Annotated in this window: 14 protein-coding genes; 10 read left to right on the top strand and 4 right to left on the bottom strand. The window is 40.5% G+C overall.

The features are described from left to right. The first annotated feature begins 252 nt into the window (after window positions 1-252). A complete protein-coding gene (locus tag KIH23_RS05735; RefSeq protein WP_213211896.1) occupies window positions 253-1,431 on the top strand; it encodes an acetyl-CoA C-acyltransferase in 1,179 nt (392 codons plus the stop codon). Between the two features lie 194 nt (window positions 1,432-1,625). After that, window positions 1,626-2,387: a C40 family peptidase gene (locus KIH23_RS05730; protein ID WP_213211895.1), complete on the top strand. Its 762-nt coding sequence runs from the start codon at window positions 1,626-1,628 to the stop codon at window positions 2,385-2,387. Window positions 2,388-2,440: 53 nt separating this feature from the next. On the opposite strand, the gene KIH23_RS05725 is transcribed toward KIH23_RS05730, so the two are convergent. Further along, window positions 2,441-3,724, bottom strand: coding sequence for a tetratricopeptide repeat protein (locus tag KIH23_RS05725; protein WP_213211893.1), 1,284 nt, complete (start codon window positions 3,722-3,724; stop codon window positions 2,441-2,443). Window positions 3,725-3,742: 18 nt separating this feature from the next. Further along, window positions 3,743-6,292 (bottom strand): DNA gyrase subunit A, encoded by a 2,550-nt coding sequence (gene gyrA / locus KIH23_RS05720; RefSeq protein ID WP_213211891.1) that lies wholly within the window; start codon window positions 6,290-6,292, stop codon window positions 3,743-3,745. Between the two features lie 260 nt (window positions 6,293-6,552). Here gyrA and KIH23_RS05715 point away from each other — a divergent pair, with 260 nt between their 5' ends. From KIH23_RS05715 to KIH23_RS05705, 3 genes are all read left to right on the top strand, one after another. After that, window positions 6,553-9,096 (top strand): ATP-dependent Clp protease ATP-binding subunit, encoded by a 2,544-nt coding sequence (locus KIH23_RS05715; RefSeq protein WP_213211889.1) that lies wholly within the window; start codon window positions 6,553-6,555, stop codon window positions 9,094-9,096. Window positions 9,097-9,221: 125 nt separating this feature from the next. Continuing rightward, a complete protein-coding gene (locus KIH23_RS05710) occupies window positions 9,222-10,037 on the top strand; it encodes a class I SAM-dependent methyltransferase (RefSeq protein ID WP_213211888.1) in 816 nt (271 codons plus the stop codon). Further along, entirely contained in the window at window positions 10,037-10,567 is a 531-nt protein-coding gene (locus KIH23_RS05705; protein ID WP_249684803.1) for a DUF421 domain-containing protein, read from the top strand. The genes KIH23_RS05710 and KIH23_RS05705 overlap by 1 nt, the downstream gene beginning before the upstream one ends. A gap of 103 nt (window positions 10,568-10,670) precedes the next feature. Here KIH23_RS05705 and hutH read toward each other — a convergent pair whose 3' ends face one another. Next, complete coding sequence (gene hutH / locus KIH23_RS05700; RefSeq protein ID WP_213211886.1) at window positions 10,671-12,179, bottom strand: histidine ammonia-lyase; 1,509 nt, start codon at window positions 12,177-12,179, stop codon at window positions 10,671-10,673. Between the two features lie 416 nt (window positions 12,180-12,595). Here hutH and thrA point away from each other — a divergent pair, with 416 nt between their 5' ends. From thrA to thrC, 3 genes are all read left to right on the top strand, one after another. Beyond that, window positions 12,596-15,046, top strand: coding sequence for a bifunctional aspartate kinase/homoserine dehydrogenase I (gene thrA, locus KIH23_RS05695; RefSeq protein WP_213211884.1), 2,451 nt, complete (start codon window positions 12,596-12,598; stop codon window positions 15,044-15,046). A 121-nt stretch (window positions 15,047-15,167) separates the two neighbouring features. Continuing rightward, complete coding sequence (locus tag KIH23_RS05690; RefSeq protein WP_213211882.1) at window positions 15,168-16,085, top strand: homoserine kinase; 918 nt, start codon at window positions 15,168-15,170, stop codon at window positions 16,083-16,085. After that, window positions 16,082-17,380, top strand: a complete 1,299-nt coding sequence (gene thrC, locus KIH23_RS05685; RefSeq protein ID WP_213211880.1) for a threonine synthase — start codon at window positions 16,082-16,084, stop codon at window positions 17,378-17,380. Before KIH23_RS05690 ends, thrC begins: the two co-directional genes overlap by 4 nt. On the opposite strand, the gene KIH23_RS05680 is transcribed toward thrC, so the two are convergent. Beyond that, on the bottom strand, window positions 17,372-18,223 hold the full coding sequence (locus tag KIH23_RS05680) for an NAD(P)H-hydrate dehydratase (protein WP_213211878.1): 852 nt from the start codon (window positions 18,221-18,223) through the stop codon (window positions 17,372-17,374). The two genes, thrC and KIH23_RS05680, sit on opposite strands and share 9 nt — an antisense overlap. 227 nt (window positions 18,224-18,450) lie before the next feature. Here KIH23_RS05680 and gcvT point away from each other — a divergent pair, with 227 nt between their 5' ends. After that, on the top strand, window positions 18,451-19,533 hold the full coding sequence (gene gcvT / locus KIH23_RS05675; protein WP_213211876.1) for a glycine cleavage system aminomethyltransferase GcvT: 1,083 nt from the start codon (window positions 18,451-18,453) through the stop codon (window positions 19,531-19,533). 80 nt (window positions 19,534-19,613) lie between these two features. Then, window positions 19,614-20,330, top strand: coding sequence for a YebC/PmpR family DNA-binding transcriptional regulator (locus KIH23_RS05670; protein WP_213211874.1), 717 nt, complete (start codon window positions 19,614-19,616; stop codon window positions 20,328-20,330). Window positions 20,331-20,334 lie beyond the last annotated feature (4 nt).

Raw genomic sequence — 20,334 nt, 5'->3', positions numbered from 1 at the left:
AGAACGTAATCTTGTGTTTTAAGCGGTTGCAAATGTAATGTTCAATTCTAAATTTTACAAATAAAAATCAACGTTTTTTTTCAAGTTAATGCAAAATCATTAACAATCAAACTTATAGAGCAAACAATAGCTTATCTGCTTTTGTCAAAACATCATTTTTAGCTGCAACAATGGGTAAATATTGTCAAAAATCTAATTAAGGATTGTCCTAAATTAACTAAATTCGCAACCAAATAATAAAACGCAACATTTATGAACAAAAAAGTAGTAATCGTTTCAGCTGCCAGAACTCCGATTGGAAGTTTTATGGGCGCACTATCATCTATGACAGCTCCGCAATTGGGCGCTGTGGCTATCAAAGGAGCTTTAGACAAAATCAGTCTTGACCCAAATTTGGTTGATGAAGTGATTATGGGTAATGTGATTCAAGCCGGAGTTGGACAAGCACCTGCTCGTCAAGCCGCTTTGTTTGCCGGATTGCCTAATTCTGTGATTGCTACTACTGTGAATAAAGTTTGTGCTTCAGGAATGAAAGCTGTCATGCAAGGTGCGCAGGCTATTATGGCCGGTGATGCAGAAGTTATTGTGGCCGGTGGCATGGAAAGCATGAGTATGATTCCACATTACGTGCACATGCGCAACGGAGTTAAGTTTGGTCCTGCCCAACTGATTGACGGTATGCAAAAAGACGGTTTGCAAGATGCTTATGACCACAATGCCATGGGTGTTAGTGCTGATTTGTGTGCGTCAGAATATAAAATTACGCGAGAATCTCAAGATGCGTTTGCGATTCAATCCTATGAGCGTTCTGCGCGCGCTTGGGAAGCCGGAAAATTCAACAATGAAGTTGTTCCGGTGGCGGTGCCGCAAAGACGTGGCGAACCGGTGATGGTAACCCGTGATGAAGAATTTACCAACGTAAAACTCGATAAAATTCCAACTTTGAGTGCTGTTTTTACCAAAGAAGGAACCGTAACCGCCGCTAATGCTTCAACCATTAATGACGGAGCCGGTGCAGTGGTATTGATGAGCGAAGAAAAAGCTCAAGCTTTAGGTTTAAAACCACTCGCTTACATTCGCAGTTATGCCGATGCGGCTCAAGAACCTAAATGGTTTACGACTGCTCCGGCTAAAGCTTTACCGAAAGCCTTAGACAAAGCCGGATTATCTGTGAGTGATGTAGATTTCTTTGAGTTCAATGAGGCTTTTTCTGTAGTTGGTTTGGCCAATGCACAAATTTTAGGCTTAGACAATGATAAAGTAAATGTGAACGGTGGGGCGGTTTCGTTGGGGCATCCGCTGGGATGTTCAGGCGTGAGAATTATTGTAACGCTTATTAATGTTTTAGAACAAAACAACGCCAGAATTGGAGCGGCTGCTATTTGTAATGGCGGCGGTGGAGCTTCGGCGATTGTGATTGAACGCGCATAATAAATAGAGTTTTTTTTGAATTGGTTGATTGCTTCAAGTGTACTGCCCTAGCCCTGATTGCAACGGCATCCTTTTGTGCCAGCGTTTAATTTATCAAATTATCTTAAAGTTGGTTGGCGCAAAAGATATAGTGGAAAGCAGGTACCAGCTTCTAACCATTCAAAATTTATCATTTAACATTCAACATAAATCGAATGTACGGAATCTGTAATTTAGCCATTATTCCTTTGCGGGCAGAAGCCAGCGACAAAAGCGAGATTGTATCGCAGGTGTTGTTTGGCGAGCATTTTAAGGTGCTCGAACGTCAAAAACAATGGGCCAGAATTGCGTTGCAGTACGACGGTTATGAAGGTTGGGTTGATTCAAAACAATTTCAGGAAATTTCGGAACAACAATACCAGCAACTGAGCAATGATGCGGTTGTGCTGAATTCTGATTTGGTGGAATATATTACCTCGCCGAACCATTTGTTGATGCCGATTCCGCTCGGAGCTTCGTTGTCATTTTTAAACCATGCAGATATCAATACGGCTGGATTTAGCTTTGAAGGTTTGCGCATCAGCGGTTTGAAATCAAAAGCCAATTTAATCAATACGGCATTTATGTATTTGAATGCACCGTATTTGTGGGGCGGAAAAACACCGTTTGGGATTGATTGTTCTGGTTTTACCCAAATGGTGTATAAACTCAACGGTTATTTTTTGCAACGCGATGCGTCACAACAAGCCACCCAAGGCGATGCACTGAGTTTTATTGAAGAAAGTGAGCCCGGTGATTTGGCTTTTTTTGACAATGAAGAAGGCAATATTATTCATGTAGGCATCATCATGGATGACAATTATATCATTCATGCCAGCGGTAAAGTTCGGATTGACCGATTGGATCATTTGGGTATTTTTAATGCCGAAACCAATCGACATACACACAAATTGAGAGTGATTAAGAAAATTATATAAATCAAAAAGCCTGTCCGAGTAAGACAGGCTTTTTTGATGAATTGCTTTTGAAATTATTTTCCGAGTTTAGCTTTTAGTGCTTTTTTCTTGTCCATCATTTCAAGCGCGCCATAAACATTTAAAAGTGTATTGGCCACATCTTCATTTTTTGGATCAAGTTCATAAGCCTTTTCTAAATAAGGCAAAGTTGAGCTAAACATTTCGTTTCGTTGCTTTTTAAGTACTTCGTAACGTTTATTGTCTTTATCTGAGTTGCCCAATTTGTTCATTTCATCAACAAATTTTTTATCGCCATCGAGTTTTAAAATTGCCAAGTTCAAATAAGCATTGGTATACTTGGGGTCAATTTCAATGGCTTTTTTATAGTAACCTTCGGCTTCAACGGCATCTGTTTTAGATGAAATAACCCCAATGTTATAGGCTAAGTCAGCATCGTTAGGATTTTTAGCAAGAAGTTCACCAGCCAATCTTTTGTAGGTTGCTAAATCTTTGAGTTCTAAATAAAGATTAGCTTCGGCTAACATAATTGATGTATCGTCAGGATTTGCTGTTTTGGCTTCGGTTAGTGCTTTTTTGGCTTCATCCGTTTTTCCTTGCTGTACCAAAATGAGCGCTGTATTCTTGTAAATTTCACCTTTTTTAGATGGAACTTTTTCATCTCTTGGCTCACTATACAACTTTAAGCGAACTTTGGTATCACGGTCAGTTTTTGCAGCTGCAGTATTTCCAAAAAATTCTTCTTGATCGTTAACAGCATTTTTAGCGTAGTAATTAGTTCCTTCGCCAGAATAGTTGAGTTTCTTGAGTTCGCTGTAGTATTCCAAAGCTCTGTCAAATTGCTCACCGTTGGTAGCATAACTTGCAGCATAGTACAATTTTTCCATATCTGACTTGTCTGCTTGATAAGCCGCGTATAATAAATCGGCAGCTACAGAGTAGTTTTTGGCTTTACCGGCTTCAATAGCTGCATTAACCAAATCGTTTTTGGCTTCGGCTAGTGAAGTTTGTGCTTGCTCGGTGAATTTAGATTTCCCTGCTGCTTTTTCAATACTCAAGACTTGCTGATAAGCCGCCGCCGCCGCCGATAAATTTTTGGAAACTTCAGTTTTCTTGGTTGCCAATGCTTTGTGTGCATTGCCCTTCACAAAATAATATTGAGCTTTTTCGGCTTCAGAAGCATTAGAAATTAATGATTCGGCTTGACCTAGTGATGCAAGCGCCTCAGTTGGGTTTTCATTTTTGAGCGCTTTTTCAGCAGCTTTAATTTGATCTTTTTGAGCAAAACTTCCCAAAGAAATCATCAAAGCAGACGCAACTATGAAATGTTTATTTTTCATGGTGATAGAATTAATTAATTATTCTTGAGTTTCGTTGATTTCGTCTGAAGTTAAATCAGTTTCAGAGATTTCTCTGTCTAAATCTTGACCTTCAGCTTCTTCATCTTCTTTCATAACTTTGGTTACCGCCGCAATAGAATCATTACCTTTAATATTAATGAGTCTGACACCTTGGGTAGCGCGACCCATAACCCTGAGGCTCGATACTTCCATTCGGATGGTCAATCCTGATTTATTGATGATCATCAAATCATCTTCATCGGTTACATCGCTAATTGAAATGAGCTGTCCGGTTTTTTCGGTAATATTTAAAGTTTTGACACCTTTTCCTCCACGGTTGGTAATACGGTAAACATCTTCTCCGTCATCATCCACAAGCTTGGTGCGTTTTCCATAACCGTTTTCAGTTACAACCAGTAATTGCGTTTCATTGACTTCTTTTTCGTCAATAGCTACCATGCCGATGACTTCGTCTTTTTCGCTGGCCAAAGTAATACCGCGAACTCCTGAAGCTGTTCTACCCATCGGACGCGTTTTACTCTCTTCAAAGCGAACCAACTTACCCGATTTTACAGCAATCAAAACTTGGCTGTTTCCGGTGGTGAGTTTTGCTCCGATGAGTTCGTCGTCTTCGCGAATGGTAATCGCGTTGATACCGTTTTGACGTGGACGTGAATATTGTTCCAACGGTGTTTTTTTGACCTGACCTTGTTTGGTGGCCATAATCACAAAATGGTTGTTGATGTATTCTTCGTCTTTTAAGTCTTTGGTGCAAATAAAAGCTTTGACTTTATCGTCGTTCTCAATGTTGATGAGATTTTGAATCGCACGGCCTTTGCTGGCTTTTGAACCTTCCGGAATTTCGTATACACGCATCCAGAAACATTTTCCTTTTTGGGTAAAGAACAACAAATACTGGTGATTCGTGGCTACAAATAAATGTTCTAAGAAATCCTGATCACGCGTTGCGGCGCTCTTCTGCCCTACACCACCGCGGTTCTGGGTTTTGTATTCTGAAAGCGATGTACGTTTGATGTAACCCGCGTGCGAGATGGTAATTACCACATTTTCATCGGCAATTAAATCTTCAATGCTCACATCGCCACCAGAATATTCAATAGTTGAACGTCTTTCGTCGCCGTATTTTTCTTTTACTTCAATCAATTCTTTTTTGATGAGCTCCATACGAAGTTCTTTGCTCGCCAATAAATCTTTCAATTCTTGGATGAGTTTCATGATGTCTTCATACTCAGCACGTAATTTGTCTTGCTCTAGTCCGGTGAGTTGACGCAAACGCATTTCAACAATAGCACGCGATTGAATATCGGTCAAGCTAAAACGCTCCATCAATTTCTCACGGGCTTCATCGGTATTTTTAGAGCCGCGAATAAGAGCAATTACTTCGTCAATGTTGTCAGAAGCAATGATCAAACCTTCTAAAATATGTGCGCGTTCTTCGGCTTTTCGCAATTCAAATTGAGCGCGACGAACTACTACATCGTGTCGGTGATCTACAAAGTGCAGAATCAAATCTTTTAGATTCAACATTTGCGGACGACCATTCACGAGCGCAATATTGTTCACACTAAACGATGATTGAAGTTGGGTATATTTAAATAAGGTATTGAGTACGACATTCGGCACGGCATCGCGCTTGAGGATGTATACAATGCGCATTCCGTTTCTATCCGATTCGTCACGGATGTTTGAAATGCCTTCGATCTTTTTCTCGTTGACCAAATCAGCCGTTTTTCGAATCATTTCGGCTTTGTTGACTTGATAAGGAATTTCAGTCACAACAATTGATTCGCGACCTTCAACTTCTTCAAAGTTTACTTTGGCGCGCATGACAATTCGTCCGCGTCCGGTTTTGAAAGCTTCGCGAACACCTTCATAGCCATAAATTACACCGCCTGTAGGAAAATCAGGAGCTTTGATATAATTGATGAGTTCGTCAACTTCAATATCGTTGTTGTCAATATAGGCCAAGGTTCCGTCAACCACTTCTGAAAGGTTGTGCGGCGCCATATTGGTTGCCATACCCACGGCAATACCCGAAGCTCCATTGATGAGCAAATTCGGAATGCGTGTAGGCATTACTTTTGGCTCATATAAGGTATCGTCAAAGTTGAGTTGAAAATCAACCGTTTCTTTGTCGATATCTGCCATGATGTCTTCAGATAATTTTTTGAGTCGCGCCTCGGTATAACGCATCGCTGCTGGACTGTCGCCGTCAATAGATCCGAAGTTACCTTGTCCGTCAACCATCAAATAACGTAAGCTCCATTCTTGAGCCATACGCACCATAGCGTCGTAAACTGAGGTATCTCCGTGTGGGTGATATTTACCTAAAACTTCTCCGACAATTCTTGCGGATTTTTTGTGTGGGCGGTTAGAAAATACACCGAGGTCATACATTCCGTATAAAACGCGGCGGTGTACAGGTTTGAGTCCGTCTCGAACATCAGGAAGCGCACGCGATACAATAACCGACATCGAATAATCGATGTAAGCTGATTTCATTTCGTCTTCGATGTTAATCGGGATTAACTTTTCTCCGTCTGACATATACTAATTGGTTTAAATTTATTCTGTTTTTAAAATCCCGCTAATATAACCTTTCTCGAAAATTTATTCGTTATAAAACCTTCTTAAATTTCGTCTATTTATTAACAAAATCGGGCTGTTTTTCGGTTGATAAGTTCGTATCTGCGCCCTATTTTTTTTTGAATATTTTTTGTCAATTAGCTGACAATACTTCTGACAGGAACAGTTTTTGACTAAAGGCCGCAGAATTATTAAATTTACAAGACCAAACCTTACTATTTATGGATGATAATTTTTCGCCAAGAGTTAAAGATGTTATTACCTACAGCAAAGAAGAAGCCTTGCGTTTAGGCCACGACTTTATTGGTACTGAGCATCTGATGCTGGGAATTTTAAGAGACGGAAACGGAAAGGCTATAACCATACTCAATAATTTAGCAGTTGACTTAGATCATTTGCGCAGAAAGGTTGAAATTCTGAGTCCAGCCAATCCTAATGCTGTGGCTGTTAATGAAAAGAAAAACCTTCATTTAACGCGTCAGGCAGAACGCGCATTGAAAACCACTTTTTTAGAAGCTAAAGTTTTTCAGAGTTCGTCTATCAGTACAGCGCATTTGTTGTTATGTATTTTGCGCAATGAGAACGATCCGACAACCAAATTGCTCAATAAATTAAAAATTGATTACGATTCAGCCAAAGAACAATATTTAAATATGACACCAAACGAAGATAATTTTATAGACAATCTGCCAAAAAACGAATCTTATAACGATGATCCGGGACAAGATGACAGTTTTAAAGAAAGCAGTTTTAATAATCCGGCCAACAAATCAAACAAAAAATCTAAAACTCCTGTACTAGATAATTTTGGTCGTGATTTGACTGAAATGGCCGAAGAAGGAAAATTAGATCCGGTGGTGGGTCGCGAAAAAGAAATTGAGCGCGTATCGCAGATTTTGAGCCGTCGCAAAAAGAACAATCCGTTGTTGATCGGAGAACCAGGTGTTGGTAAATCAGCTATTGCCGAAGGTTTAGCGTTGAGAATTACCCAGAAAAAAGTATCGCGCATTTTGTTTAACAAGCGCGTGGTTACCCTAGATTTGGCGAGCCTTGTAGCGGGAACCAAATACCGCGGTCAGTTTGAAGAGCGCATGAAAGCCGTGATGAACGAGCTCGAGAAAAACGACGATATTATTTTGTTTATTGATGAAATTCACACCATTGTTGGTGCGGGCGGCGCAACTGGTTCACTCGATGCTTCGAATATGTTCAAACCGGCTTTAGCGCGTGGCGAAATTCAATGTATTGGCGCTACTACGCTTGACGAATATCGTCAGTATATTGAGAAAGACGGTGCACTTGAAAGACGTTTTCAGAAAATCATTGTCGAGCCGACTTCTGTTGATGAAACCATCATGATTCTCAACAACGTCAAAAATAAATATGAAGATCACCACAATGTAATTTACACACCTGAAGCAGTTGAAGCATGTGTGAAACTCACCAACCGCTATATGTCAGAGCGATTCTTGCCGGACAAAGCAATTGATGCTTTAGACGAAGCTGGTTCACGCGTGCACATCACTAATATTGAGGTTCCGAAACAAATTCTTGAATTAGAGCGTCAGTTAGAAGAAGTGCGCGAAACCAAAAATACAGTCGTTAAAAAACAGAAATACGAAGAAGCAGCTAAGTTGCGCGATGATGAGAAACGCATCGAAAAAGACCTTGCTATTGCCCAAGAACAATGGGAAGAAGAATCTAAAAACAACCGCATCGTAGTTACCGAAGAAAATGTTGCCGATGTGGTTTCAATGATGACCGGAATACCCGTTAATCGCATTGCACAAACCGAAAGCAATAAGCTAGCTAATCTTCCTGAATTAATTGAAAATAAAGTAATTGGGCAAAAAGATGCTGTTTTAAAAATTGCACGTTCCATTCAACGTAATCGCGCCGGATTGAAAGATCCAAACAAACCGATTGGCTCATTTATTTTCTTAGGACAAACCGGGGTTGGTAAAACACAATTGGCCAAAGTTTTAGCTCGTGAATTGTTTGATTCAGAAGATGCTTTGGTGCGTATTGACATGAGCGAATACATGGAGAAATTCTCAATCTCACGCTTGGTAGGTGCGCCTCCGGGATATGTAGGTTATGAAGAAGGCGGTCAACTCACCGAAAAAGTGCGTCGCAAACCTTATTGTGTGGTTCTTTTAGATGAAATCGAAAAAGCGCATCCAGATGTGTTCAATATGTTGTTGCAAGTTTTAGACGACGGTTACTTGACTGATAGTTTGGGCCGCAAAATTGATTTCAAAAACACCATTATTATCATGACTTCGAATGTTGGTGCTCGTCAACTTAAAGATTTTGGGCAAGGTGTTGGTTTTGGAACCGCTGCAAAAACAGCTCAAGCTGATGAAAATTCTAAAAGCGTTATTGAAAATGCGCTCAAGAAAACTTTTGCTCCTGAATTCTTAAATAGAATTGATGATGTAATCGTCTTCAACGCGCTTGAAAAAGCCGATATTGATTTGATTATAGAAATTGAACTTAAAAAGTTGTATGCTCGTGTAGCTGATTTGGGTTACAATTTAAAACTCTCAGATCCGGCGAAGGCATTCATTGCCGAGAAAGGTTTTGACAAACAATTCGGAGCTAGACCGCTCAAACGAGCCATCCAAAAATATGTTGAAGATGTTTTAGCTGAAGAAATTATTACTTCAAAAATTGCCGCTGGTGATGAAATATTCTTAGATATTGAAGATGGTGCGCAAGAGTTAAACATTAAAATCAATAAAGCCGAAAAACCGGCCAAATAATTTTTATTTATTCCGTTCAAAGCCACGAGTTGTTTCTGATGAAATTCGTGGCTTTGTTTTTTATACAAGGTGCGAATTACCTTAATTAATCTCATTATATTTGTGCCTTACAAGTCAAAATCTTTATGAAAACTACCGAAGATATCCTCGAAATCAACAAGAGACAAAAAGAATTTTACAATACAGACGGCCGTGCCAAAACCAATTTTGCAACCACACTGTGGTCAAACTTGCGCAACGGATTACTCAGTGATTTCAGAAAGAAATTTGACATCAAAGACCGCGTGTACAATGAACACAAAGTTTGGATGGGTGATTTGTCAGATAAAAAAATACTTGATTTAGGGTGCTTACGCGGAAATGCATTGTCATTATACATGGCCGAAAATGCCAAAGAATACATCGGAATTGACTTGAGCGATGTAGCCATTGCCAGTTTGCAAAAAAGAATTGAAGAACGCAATTGCCCGAATGCCAAAGCCATCGCTATAGACTTTTTCTCACCTGATTTTAAAGATACTGATTTTGATATTGTATATGCTTATGGGGTTTTGCATCATTTTGAAAATTTTGATTTACTGATTGATCGCATCAAAGAAAAACTCAAACCGGGTGGCATCATCGTTTCATACGACCCGCTTGAAACCAGCCTTCCGATTAAATTGCTTCGGGCTGCATATCGTCCGTTTCAAAGTGATAAAGATTGGGAATGGCCGTTTACCAAAACTGTACTTAAAAAACTCGACACCCATTTTAAAATTGAAGAAATACGAGGTGTTTTAGGGCAAAGTAAATATGGAATCGCACTCAATATGTTGCCCATCAGCAATGCCTACAAAACCAGAAAAATTGCTGCTATGGTTGAAAAGGATTGGAACATCAAGCGTATTGAGGATATCTACCCTTGTATGCACACCACGATGCTTTTACGCAGAAATTAATGAATTTTAGCACAACATATCCGTTTATAGATATTGTTGTTCGCAGCTTAGCGGTCTATTTTTTTATGATTATTGCGCTGCGTATTTTTGGTAAAAAAGAGCTCTCACAACTCAATATAGCCGACATTATTTTGGTATTACTGATAAGTAATGCGGTACAAAATGCAATGGTGGGCAGTGATACTTCGCTTGCCGGTGGACTTATGGCGGCAGGTTCGCTGTTTTTGATCAACATGATTTTTAAGCGTGTGATGGCCAAATCTACTTGGATTAAAAACTGGGTTCAAGACAAACCTGAGATTCTGATTCACAACGGAAAAGTGGAATACAAAACGCTTGCTCAACTCGGCATTAGCTCAGAAGAATTAGACGAAGCCATGCGCGAACACGGCGTTGAGCATCACAAAGATGTGAAGTTGGCCATGTTTGAAATTGATGGAAACATTAGTATTATTTCGGGTAATGAATCGCTCAGACAAACGCGTCACAAGCGAAAAATCCACAAAACACTCGGCAATATCGGGAGTTAACTTTCGGAACTAATGCCCTAGCCCGGATGGCAGCGGAAATCCTTTTGTGCCGTGGTTCGGGACAAAAGATTGTAGTGTACAGCCGGATCAGCTTCTAAAAAAATTACTCGAATATACTTTCGTCGAGCATAAAGCTATTCAAAAAGGCAATTGAGTTCTCGATGTCGTAATGCAAAATGCGGTCTTCTTTGACCAGCGGAACTTCAGCGCGATAAGATTTCAAAAACGTTTCTATAAATTCACTGGATTGTAGCGGTCTTCGGTATTCAATAGCCTGAGAGGCATTCATGAGTTCAATAGCCAAAATGCGCTCAAGATTTTCGACAATTTTCAAACATTTGGTGGCCGAATTCGCGCCCATGCTTACGTGATCTTCTTGCCCATTGCTCGAAACTATGCTGTCAATGCTGGCCGGTGTTGCCAATTGTTTGTTTTGACTGACGATGCTCGCTGCGGTATATTGCGGAATCATAAAGCCAGAATTTAAGCCCGGATTATCCACCAAAAAAGCAGGCAATCCGCGAAGGCCAGAAATTAGTTGGTAGGTTCTGCGCTCAGAAATACTGCCCAATTCAGCCAAAGCAATGCCTAAGAAATCTAGTGCCAATGCCAAAGGTTGGCCGTGAAAATTTCCGCCAGAAACAATCACATCGCTTTCAATAAAAATATTCGGATTATCAGTTACTGAATTGATTTCGGTTTTGATGACTTTTTTAGCGTAATCAATAGAATCTTTAGAAGCGCCGTGCACTTGCGGAATACATCTAAACGAATACGGATCTTGAACGTGTTTTTTGGGTTGTGCTACAATCTGACTATCCTCTAAAAACTCAAGCATGCGCTGAGCCGTGATGATTTGTCCTTTGTGCGGACGAATCAAATGAATCAGCTCATTGAACGGTTCTTTTCGTCCGTCAAATCCTTCGAGAGAAATGGCTCCGATTAAATCAGAAAACCACGAGAGTTTCATGGCTTTAATCAAAACATATACGCCATAAGAACTCATAAATTGGGTTCCGTTGAGCAAAGCCAAACCTTCTTTAGATTGCAAAGTAATAGGCTCCCACCCCATTTTGTTCAATACTTTTGCTGCCGGTTGACGAAATCCGTCATAATACACTTCGCCTTCAGCAATCAAGGGCAAACACAAATGAGCCAACGGAGACAAATCGCCCGAAGCGCCCAATGAACCTTGTGTATAAACAATTGGTAAAACATCGCAGTTGTAAAAATCAATCAAACGCTCAACAGTTTTGAGTTGAACGCCCGAATATCCGTAGCTCAGCGATTGAATTTTGAGCAACAACATGATTTTGACAATCTCATGCGGAACTTCATCACCCGTACCGCAAGCATGTGATTTCATCAAGTTTTCTTGCAATTTGGTCAAATTTTCTGTTGAAATCTTCACATTGTATAAGGAACCAAAACCTGTGTTGATACCATAAACCGGATCATCATTGGCGGCCATTTTTTGGTCAAGGTATTCGCGGCATTTATCAATGTTGAGCTGTGCTTCTTCTGAAAGGGCGAGCTTTGTTTGGTTGCTGATGATTTGCTGGATGAGTTCTATTGAGAGTACATCTGAAGTGATGTAGTGCGTGTTTTCCATGAAATTGAAGCTTATTAAAGCATCAAAATTCAGTAAACGCGTGTTAAAAAGCAAGGTTTGTTGATAAGATTCAACAATTATTTAATGAATCGTTATTTTTAATGCTTGAAACTTTCAATTCAGTCAATCTGTTAAAATGACAAAGCATTCAAAATAAATATTTCGCAAAAATGAATTTTATCTTTTAATCTTAACTAAATTCTTATACATTTGAAATTCTTAACTCATCAACCATGATGTATTCTAGCAGATATACGACTTTGTCTTTAACCGCATTTTTGACGGTTACTACTGCTACATCAACCACTACCACCCCTTTGGGGTAATCGTTTCTACATATAAGCTTTAGTTGTTTTTTCTGGTGAGAAAAGATACACCACTATGAATTGTTTACAAATCAATAAATACAAAACCTCATGAATGTTCTCAAATTTGGCGGCACTTCAGTAGCCAATGCAAAAAATATATCCTTAGTCTTAAAAATTGTGGGCGATTATGCTCAAAAAGATAAATTGGCCGTCGTGGTTTCGGCTTTTAGCGGTGTCACCGATATGCTCGTGAGCGCCGGAGCAAAAGCATCAGCCAAAGATAAAGCCTATAAAGAAATCATCAACACCATTGAGCAAAAGCACAAAGAAGCCATTGATGAACTGATTCCGCTTTCGGAACAAGCTGATTTAATTGATGTGATTAATGCCGATATCAATCAACTCAAAACCTTGCTCGACGGCTGTTATTTGCTCGGAGAATTATCCAATCGAACTTCAGATGCTATTTTGAGTTTTGGCGAATTACTTTCTTCGCGCATTATTGCTAAAGCCTATCAGCAAAAGGATGCCAAAGCTGGATATAAAGACAGCCGCGAAGTCATTAAAACCAACAATCATTTCGGAAAAGCTGTGGTTGATTTTAACCAAACCAACCAACTCATTGCTGATTTTTTCAAATCATCATTAAACTCTGTGACGATATTTCCGGGTTTTATTGCTTCATCCAATGACGGCCACACAACTACACTGGGCCGTGGCGGTTCTGATTATACCGCAGCTATTCTAGCCGGCGCGTTGCATTCTAGCCAACTAGAAATTTGGACTGATGTGAATGGTATGTTTACGGCCAATCCGAAGATTGTTCCTCAGGCGCAACCTATTGAAGTGATATCGTATCAAGAAGCAATGGAATTGTCGCATTTTGGAGCAAAGGTTTTGTATCCGCCGACGATTCAGCCGGTACTCAAAAAGAATATTCCTATTCTGATTAAAAATACCTTCGAACCTGAAGCCGCCGGAACGCTTATTACCTCCAATGTTTCTGCCAAAGACAATCCGATCAAAGGAATCTCGCACATTGATAAAATATCATTGCTTACTTTGGAAGGTTCGGGTATGATTGGTGTGGCTGGCTCGTCAAAACGTTTGTTTGAAGTGCTTTCAAATGAATCCATCAATGTTATTTTTATCACTCAAGCATCGTCAGAACATTCTATTTGTATTGGTATTCTCAATGCCGATGCGGACAAAGCTGAATCTGTAGTTAACAAAGCTTTTGAAATTGAAATTACCCAGAATAAAATTGATCCGTGTATTGTAGAAAAGGATTTGTGCATCGTAGCGCTCGTGGGCGAAAACATGAAAAACCACCAAGGGATCAGCGGAAAAATGTTTAGTACTTTAGGTAAAAACAATGTCAATATTCGCGCGATTGCACAAGGTGCGTCTGAACGAAATATTTCAGTAGTCATCAATGAACGCGATGTTAAAAAAGCATTGAATACTTTGCATGAGCGCTTTTTTGAAGACAACACCAAACAGCTCAATCTATTTGTCATGGGCGTGGGTAATGTAGGTGAGAAATTTATTGATCAAATTCATCAACAAACCCAATTTCTCAGAGAAAACCTCAAACTCAATGTGCGCGTGGTAGCGCTTTCAAATTCCAGAAAAATGCTTTTTGCAGAAGAGGGAATCGCGCTCAACGACTGGAAAAATAAATTGGACAGCCACGGACAACCCGCCAACAGAGAACAGTTTATTGAGCAAACACAATCGCTCAACTTGCGCAACAGTATTTTTGTTGACAATACAGCTAATGAAGATGTGGCCGAAGTGTATGACCGATTCTTGAGCAAAAGCATCGCCGTGGTTACTTGTAATAAAATTGCTTGTTCTTCGGCTTATGAAAACTACAGCCATCTCAAACAATTGTCGCGTAAATACAATGCGCCTTTCTTGTTTGAAACCAATGTCGGAGCCGGTTTGCCTATTATTGACACGCTCAAACATTTGATTGCATCGGGTGATAAAGTGCATAAAATTCAAGCCGTTTTATCGGGTAGTTTGAACTTTATTTTCAATAATTTCAGCCCGACTTATTCTTTTCATGATGTAGTAAAAGAAGCAGGCGTTCAAGGTTTTACAGAACCTGATCCGAAAATTGATTTAAGTGGCGTAGATGTGGCGCGAAAGATTTTGATCCTTATTCGCGAAAGCGGTTATCAAATGGAAATGGAAGGCATTGTCAACAATTCATTCCTGCCCAAAGAATGTATGGATACCACCAACAACGATGATTTCTTTAAATCGCTCATCAAGCATGCGGCTCACTTTGACCAACTTTTGGCCGATGCCGTTGCGCAAGATTGTCGCCTGAAGTTTGTAGCACAGTTTGAAAACGGGAAAGCACAAGTTGGTTTGCAAATGATTCCGAAAGATCATCCGTTCTATAATCTTGAAGGCAAAGACAATATCGTATTGTTTTATACCGACAGATATGTAGACCAACCTTTACTGATTAAAGGTGCCGGTGCCGGAGCAGCGGTTACAGCTTCGGGAATTTTTGCCGATGTCATCAGAATCGGAAATGTTTAAAAGACACTGAGCTGCTCAGAAAGTAAGCAGTTGAGTATTTGTAAAATATGTAATTTATTTTCCTCGTTTACCTGAACTCTGTCTCAGAATCTCAGTTACTCAGGCACTCAGAATCTTAAAAATGGAAATAAAACTCTTTTGTCCGGCTACTATTGCTAATCTTTCATGCGGATTTGACGTCATGGGCGCTTGTCTGGATCATGTTGGCGATGAAATGATTATTCGCAAATCAGCGCAAAAAGGTATTCGGATTACTAAAATTGAAGGAGCAGATTTACCGCTTGAAACCGAAAAAAATGTTGCCGGCGTGGCAGGTTTGGCTTTGTTAGAACAGCTCGATGTTGATTTTGGTTTTGAAATTGAAATCTACAAAAAAATCAAAGCCGGCAGCGGTATCGGCAGCAGTTCAGCAAGCGCAGCCGGTGCTGTATTTGGTATCAATGAATTGGCAGGAAGACCTTTTACCCGAAATCAATTAGTTGCTTTTGCCATGCAAGGCGAAGTTTTGGCCAGTGGTAGCGCCCATGCAGATAATGTAGCTCCTGCCCTTTGCGGCGGATTTACCATTGTACGCGGTTATGATCCGTTGGATGTTATTGAAATTCATAGCCCTGATGAATTGTATGCTACCGTAATTCACCCGCAAATTGAACTCAAAACCTCTGAAATGCGTGCGGTGCTCAAACCCGAAGTGGCGCTCAAAAGTGCCATCACACAATGGGGCAATGTGGCCGGATTGGTGGCCGGATTGTATCAATCTGATTACGATTTGATCGGTCGCTCGTTGCAAGATGTAATTGTTGAACCTTTGCGCGGGCCATTTATTCCTAAATTTAGCGAGTTAAAAGCAGCTGCCATACAAAGCGGTGCTTTAGGCTCAGGCATTTCTGGCTCCGGACCATCAGTGTTTGCGCTGAGTCGTGGAAAACAAATAGCGCAAAAAGTAGCCGAAGCTATGACAGAAACTTTCAGAACCACCCAAATTCCATTTGAAATTCACGTATCAAAAATTAGCGCCGAAGGCGTTCGCATTCTATGAAATACTACAGTTTAAACCAACAAGCACCTGAAGTTTCTTTTGAAGAAGCGGTCATTCAAGGATTAGCACCCGATAAAGGACTTTATTTTCCGAAAGAAATCAAACCTTTACCGGCGGCTTTTTTTGAAAATATTGACCATCTGAGTAATGAAACCATTGCATATGAAGCCATCAAACAATTTGTAGGCGATGAAATTCCGGAAGGCGAACTCAAAAAAATCATTGCTGAAACTTTGTGTTTTGATTTTCCGACGGTTAAGGTTGAAGAGAATATCTATTCGCTTGAATTATATCATGGGCCAACGATGGCTTTTAAAGATGTAGGCGCACGCTTTATGTCGCGGTGTTTGGCCTATTTTAATCAAAATAAACCCCATCAGAAAAATACCGTTTTAGTGGCTACTTCAGGCGATACCGGAGGTGCTGTTGCCAGCGGATTTCTCGGAGTTCCCGGTGTAGATGTGGTGATTCTGTATCCGTCCGGAAAAGTGAGTGATATACAAGAAAGACAGCTTACAACGCTTGGGCAAAATGTGCGCGCTTTGGAAGTAGACGGTGTTTTTGACGATTGTCAAGACATGGTCAAAAAAGCATTTTTAGATGAGTCATTGGCACACCTGAATTTAACTTCGGCCAACTCAATCAACATTGCTCGATGGTTGCCACAAATGTTTTACTTTATTTTTGCGTACAAGCAATTGCGCAAGACTCAAAAACCGCTGGTAGTTTCTTGCCCGAGTGGCAATTTTGGGAATATTTGCGCAGGAATTATGGCGAAAAGATTGGGCTTACCGATTTTGCATTTTGTAGCTGCAACCAATATTAACGATACAGTTCCGGAGTTTTTAAAAACCGGAAAATACGAACCCAAACCTTCAAAGGCTACGCTATCTAATGCAATGGATGTTGGGAATCCGAGCAATTTTATCAGAATCCGAGCGCTTTATCATGATGATTTAGAGCAATTCAAAAAAGATTTTACCTCATTTTCATACACTGATGCACAAACGGTTGACGCGATGAAACAAGTTTATGATCAAACCGGTTACATTGCCGAACCACACGGAGCTGTTGGTTATTTGGGCCTCAAAGAAGAACTCAAAGGTTACAAAAACGCAGTGGGTGTATTTTTAGAAACCGCGCATCCGATTAAGTTTTTAGATACTGTTGAAAAAGAGCTCAACATTACATTGCCTATTCCAGAGCAGATTCAAACGGTAATGGGTAAAGAAAAAATAAAAAAGCCAATCAAAACTTATGATGAGCTCAAGGATTTTTTAAATGCCTTATCCTAAAGACAAAGTCAAAAATGCTTTGCCCAAATAATTCAGAATATCTGAGGCGATAAAAGCCTGTGTACCCATTTCAGGAACTGCTATATCAGCGGCTTTTCCGTGTAGATAAACCCCAAGAATAGCCGCCTCTAGCGGAGCATAAGATTGTGCCAATAAACCGGTGATGATTCCGGTGAGTACATCGCCACTGCCAGCGGTGGCCAGAGCAACATTTCCGGTGGTATTGAGGTGGATATTGGGCCCGAAAACAACTCGGCTGGGGGCACCTTTAACCACAACAACCAATTGATGTTTTTGTGATAAATCAATGGTTTTTTGAAGCATTTCATCATCATTTTTCCAAGAGCCAATCAGTCTTTCAAGTTCTTTAGGATGCGGTGTTAAAATACTTTGCGCCGGAATAAATGAAAGCCAATCAGGATTTTGTGCTAAAATATTGAGCGCATCGGCATCAATCACTATAGGCTGGGTTTGCTGTTGGAGCCAATGATGAAAAGCTTTTTGTGTTTGGGGCTCCTGCCCTATGCCCGGACCGATTCCGATGGCTGACGGCTGAATAGGGTATTGAATATGTGTGATGTGTTTTTGATGAACATCGGTTTGCACCATGACTTCAGGAACATAAGTTTGCAGGATAGAATAACCGCATTCGGGCAAAAATGCGGTAACCAAACCACAACCGCTTTTGAGCGCTGCTTTGGAGGCCAAACACACCGCACCGATTTTTCCGTAGCTACCACCAATGATGAGTGCGTGACCCAAGGTTCCTTTATGCGCATTGGCTGAAGGTACGCGATATATTTGAGCGATGCTTGAAGCTGAAATAGAAACCGGAAGATTCATAAAAGTAATTTGACTTAAAAGTACAAAATTATCTCGTGTTAAAGCTGTTTTCTGCGCCCTGAAATGCCCTAGCCCGGATGGCAGCGGCAGCTTTTGTGCGCTTTTTTATAGCGCGCAAAACTACAGCGCACAGCCGGAAAAAGCTACTGAAAATCTACCGCAAAAGAGTTCAAAAAATCGATAAAATTTAAATACATTAGCGGCACAAATTTTTAAAGCTTTTTATCATGAAAGATACTGCGCTCAAGCACATTCACGAACAACTCGGCGCTAAGATTTTGCCGTTTGCTGGGTTTAATATGCCTATTCTCTATCAAGGGGTTAATGTTGAACACGAAACCGTTCGCAATGGCGTGGGAGTTTTTGATGTGTCGCATATGGGTGAGTTTTTGCTCAGTGGCCCGGGCGCTTTGCCTTTGATTCAGAAAGTAACATCAAATGATGCTTCGACGCTGACCATTGGTCGTGCACAATATTCGTGTTTGCCCAATAATGACGGCGGTATTGTGGATGATTTGATTGTGTACCGAATGGCTGAAGAAGAATATTTGCTCGTGGTAAACGCCTCGAATATTGATAAAGATTGGGCTTGGATTTCAGCGCACAACGATACCGGAGCGGTGATGCAAAACCTTTCAGATGACTATGCCTTGCTCGCGATTCAAGGTCCGAAAGCGGTTGAAGCAATGCAATCATTGACTTCGGTTGATTTGGCTTCGATTGCATACTACCATTTTGTGGTGGGTCATTTTGCCGGTTTTGACGATGTGATTATTTCGGCTACAGGATATACCGGTTCGGGTGGTTTTGAAATTTATTGTAAAAACAATCAAGTTGAAGCGATTTGGAACCGCGTTTTTGAAGCCGGAAAAGATTTCGGAATTCAGCCGATTGGTTTGGCAGCACGTGATACTTTGCGTTTAGAAATGGGCTTTTGTTTATACGGAAACGATATTGACGATACTACTTCGCCCATGGAAGCCGGTTTGGGTTGGATTACCAAATTCGCCAAAGATTTTGTCAATTCCGAAGCTTTGAAAGCACAAAAAGAGAATGGCGTAAGCCGCAAATTGGTGGCGTTTGAAATGCTCGAGCGCGCTGTTCCGCGTCAGGATTATGAAATTGTAGATGCTGCCGGTCATGTGATTGGAAAAGTCACCTCAGGAACCATGTCGCCAAGCATGAACAAAGGAATCGGTTTAGGCTATGTAACCACCGCGCACAGTGCTTTGGAGAGCAATATCTATATAAGAATCCGCAAGAACGATGTGCCGGCCCAAGTGGTCAAGCTTCCGTTTTATAAGAAATAAATAACAGATAAAAAATAAGACAAAGATTTTTTAAAAATAAGTGCAATTACTAAGTTTGCACGCAAATAAAATAATCAGAAATGGGAAGAGCGTTTGAATTCCGAAAAGGAAGAAAAATGAAGCGTTGGGCCGCGATGGCCAAGGCTTTTACCAGAATTGGGAAAGATATTGTCATGGCTGTTAAAGATGGTGGCCCGAGTCCGGAAGCCAACTCTAGATTGCGCGCCGTGATTCAAAATGCCAAGGCAGCCAATATGCCTAAAGAAAATATTGAGCGTGCGATTAAAAAGGCTACCGAAAAAGACACGGCTAATTATAAGGAAGTTTTGTTTGAAGGATACGCACCGCACGGAATTGCTATTCTCATTGAAACCGCAACTGATAACAACAACAGAACGGTGGCCAACATTCGCAGTTACTTTAATAAATGCAACGGAACGCTCGGAACACAAGGTTCGGTAGAATTTATGTTTGACCACACCTGTAATTTCAGAATTGCTAAGGCTGGTTTAGATCCTGAAGAATTAGAACTTGAATTCATTGATTTTGGTGCTGAAGAAGTTTTTGATGATGAAGATGGAATTTTGATTTATGCTCCGTTTGAAAGTTTTGGCGCTATTCAAAAAGAATTAGAGAATCGTAAGATTGAAATTTTATCATCTGGTTTTGAACGAATTCCGCAAGTGACCAAAGCATTAACCCCTGAGCAAGTGGCAGATGTTGAAAAATTACTCGAGAAGATTGAAGAAGATGACGATGTTCAGAACGTTTATCACACGATGGAAGAAAGCGAATAGTAGA

The sequence above is a fragment of the Flavobacterium sp. CYK-55 genome (assembly GCF_018413465.1).
Taxonomy (GTDB): Bacteria; Bacteroidota; Bacteroidia; order Flavobacteriales; family Flavobacteriaceae; genus Flavobacterium.
This window is presented reverse-complemented; position numbering and strand designations above follow the sequence as displayed.

Excerpts from the sequence above, each read along its gene's own strand:
- KIH23_RS05735 (WP_213211896.1), top strand. The coding sequence starts at position 253 with ATGAACAAAAAAGTAGTAATCGTTTCAGCTGCCAGAACTCCGATTGGA.
- KIH23_RS05730 (WP_213211895.1), top strand. The coding sequence starts at position 1,626 with ATGTACGGAATCTGTAATTTAGCCATTATTCCTTTGCGGGCAGAAGCC.
- KIH23_RS05725 (WP_213211893.1), bottom strand. The coding sequence starts at position 3,724 with ATGAAAAATAAACATTTCATAGTTGCGTCTGCTTTGATGATTTCTTTG.
- gyrA (WP_213211891.1), bottom strand. The coding sequence starts at position 6,292 with ATGTCAGACGGAGAAAAGTTAATCCCGATTAACATCGAAGACGAAATG.
- KIH23_RS05715 (WP_213211889.1), top strand. The coding sequence starts at position 6,553 with ATGGATGATAATTTTTCGCCAAGAGTTAAAGATGTTATTACCTACAGC.
- KIH23_RS05710 (WP_213211888.1), top strand. The coding sequence starts at position 9,222 with ATGAAAACTACCGAAGATATCCTCGAAATCAACAAGAGACAAAAAGAA.
- KIH23_RS05705 (WP_249684803.1), top strand. The coding sequence starts at position 10,037 with ATGAATTTTAGCACAACATATCCGTTTATAGATATTGTTGTTCGCAGC.
- hutH (WP_213211886.1), bottom strand. The coding sequence starts at position 12,179 with ATGGAAAACACGCACTACATCACTTCAGATGTACTCTCAATAGAACTC.
- thrA (WP_213211884.1), top strand. The coding sequence starts at position 12,596 with ATGAATGTTCTCAAATTTGGCGGCACTTCAGTAGCCAATGCAAAAAAT.
- KIH23_RS05690 (WP_213211882.1), top strand. The coding sequence starts at position 15,168 with ATGGAAATAAAACTCTTTTGTCCGGCTACTATTGCTAATCTTTCATGC.
- thrC (WP_213211880.1), top strand. The coding sequence starts at position 16,082 with ATGAAATACTACAGTTTAAACCAACAAGCACCTGAAGTTTCTTTTGAA.
- KIH23_RS05680 (WP_213211878.1), bottom strand. The coding sequence starts at position 18,223 with ATGAATCTTCCGGTTTCTATTTCAGCTTCAAGCATCGCTCAAATATAT.
- gcvT (WP_213211876.1), top strand. The coding sequence starts at position 18,451 with ATGAAAGATACTGCGCTCAAGCACATTCACGAACAACTCGGCGCTAAG.
- KIH23_RS05670 (WP_213211874.1), top strand. The coding sequence starts at position 19,614 with ATGGGAAGAGCGTTTGAATTCCGAAAAGGAAGAAAAATGAAGCGTTGG.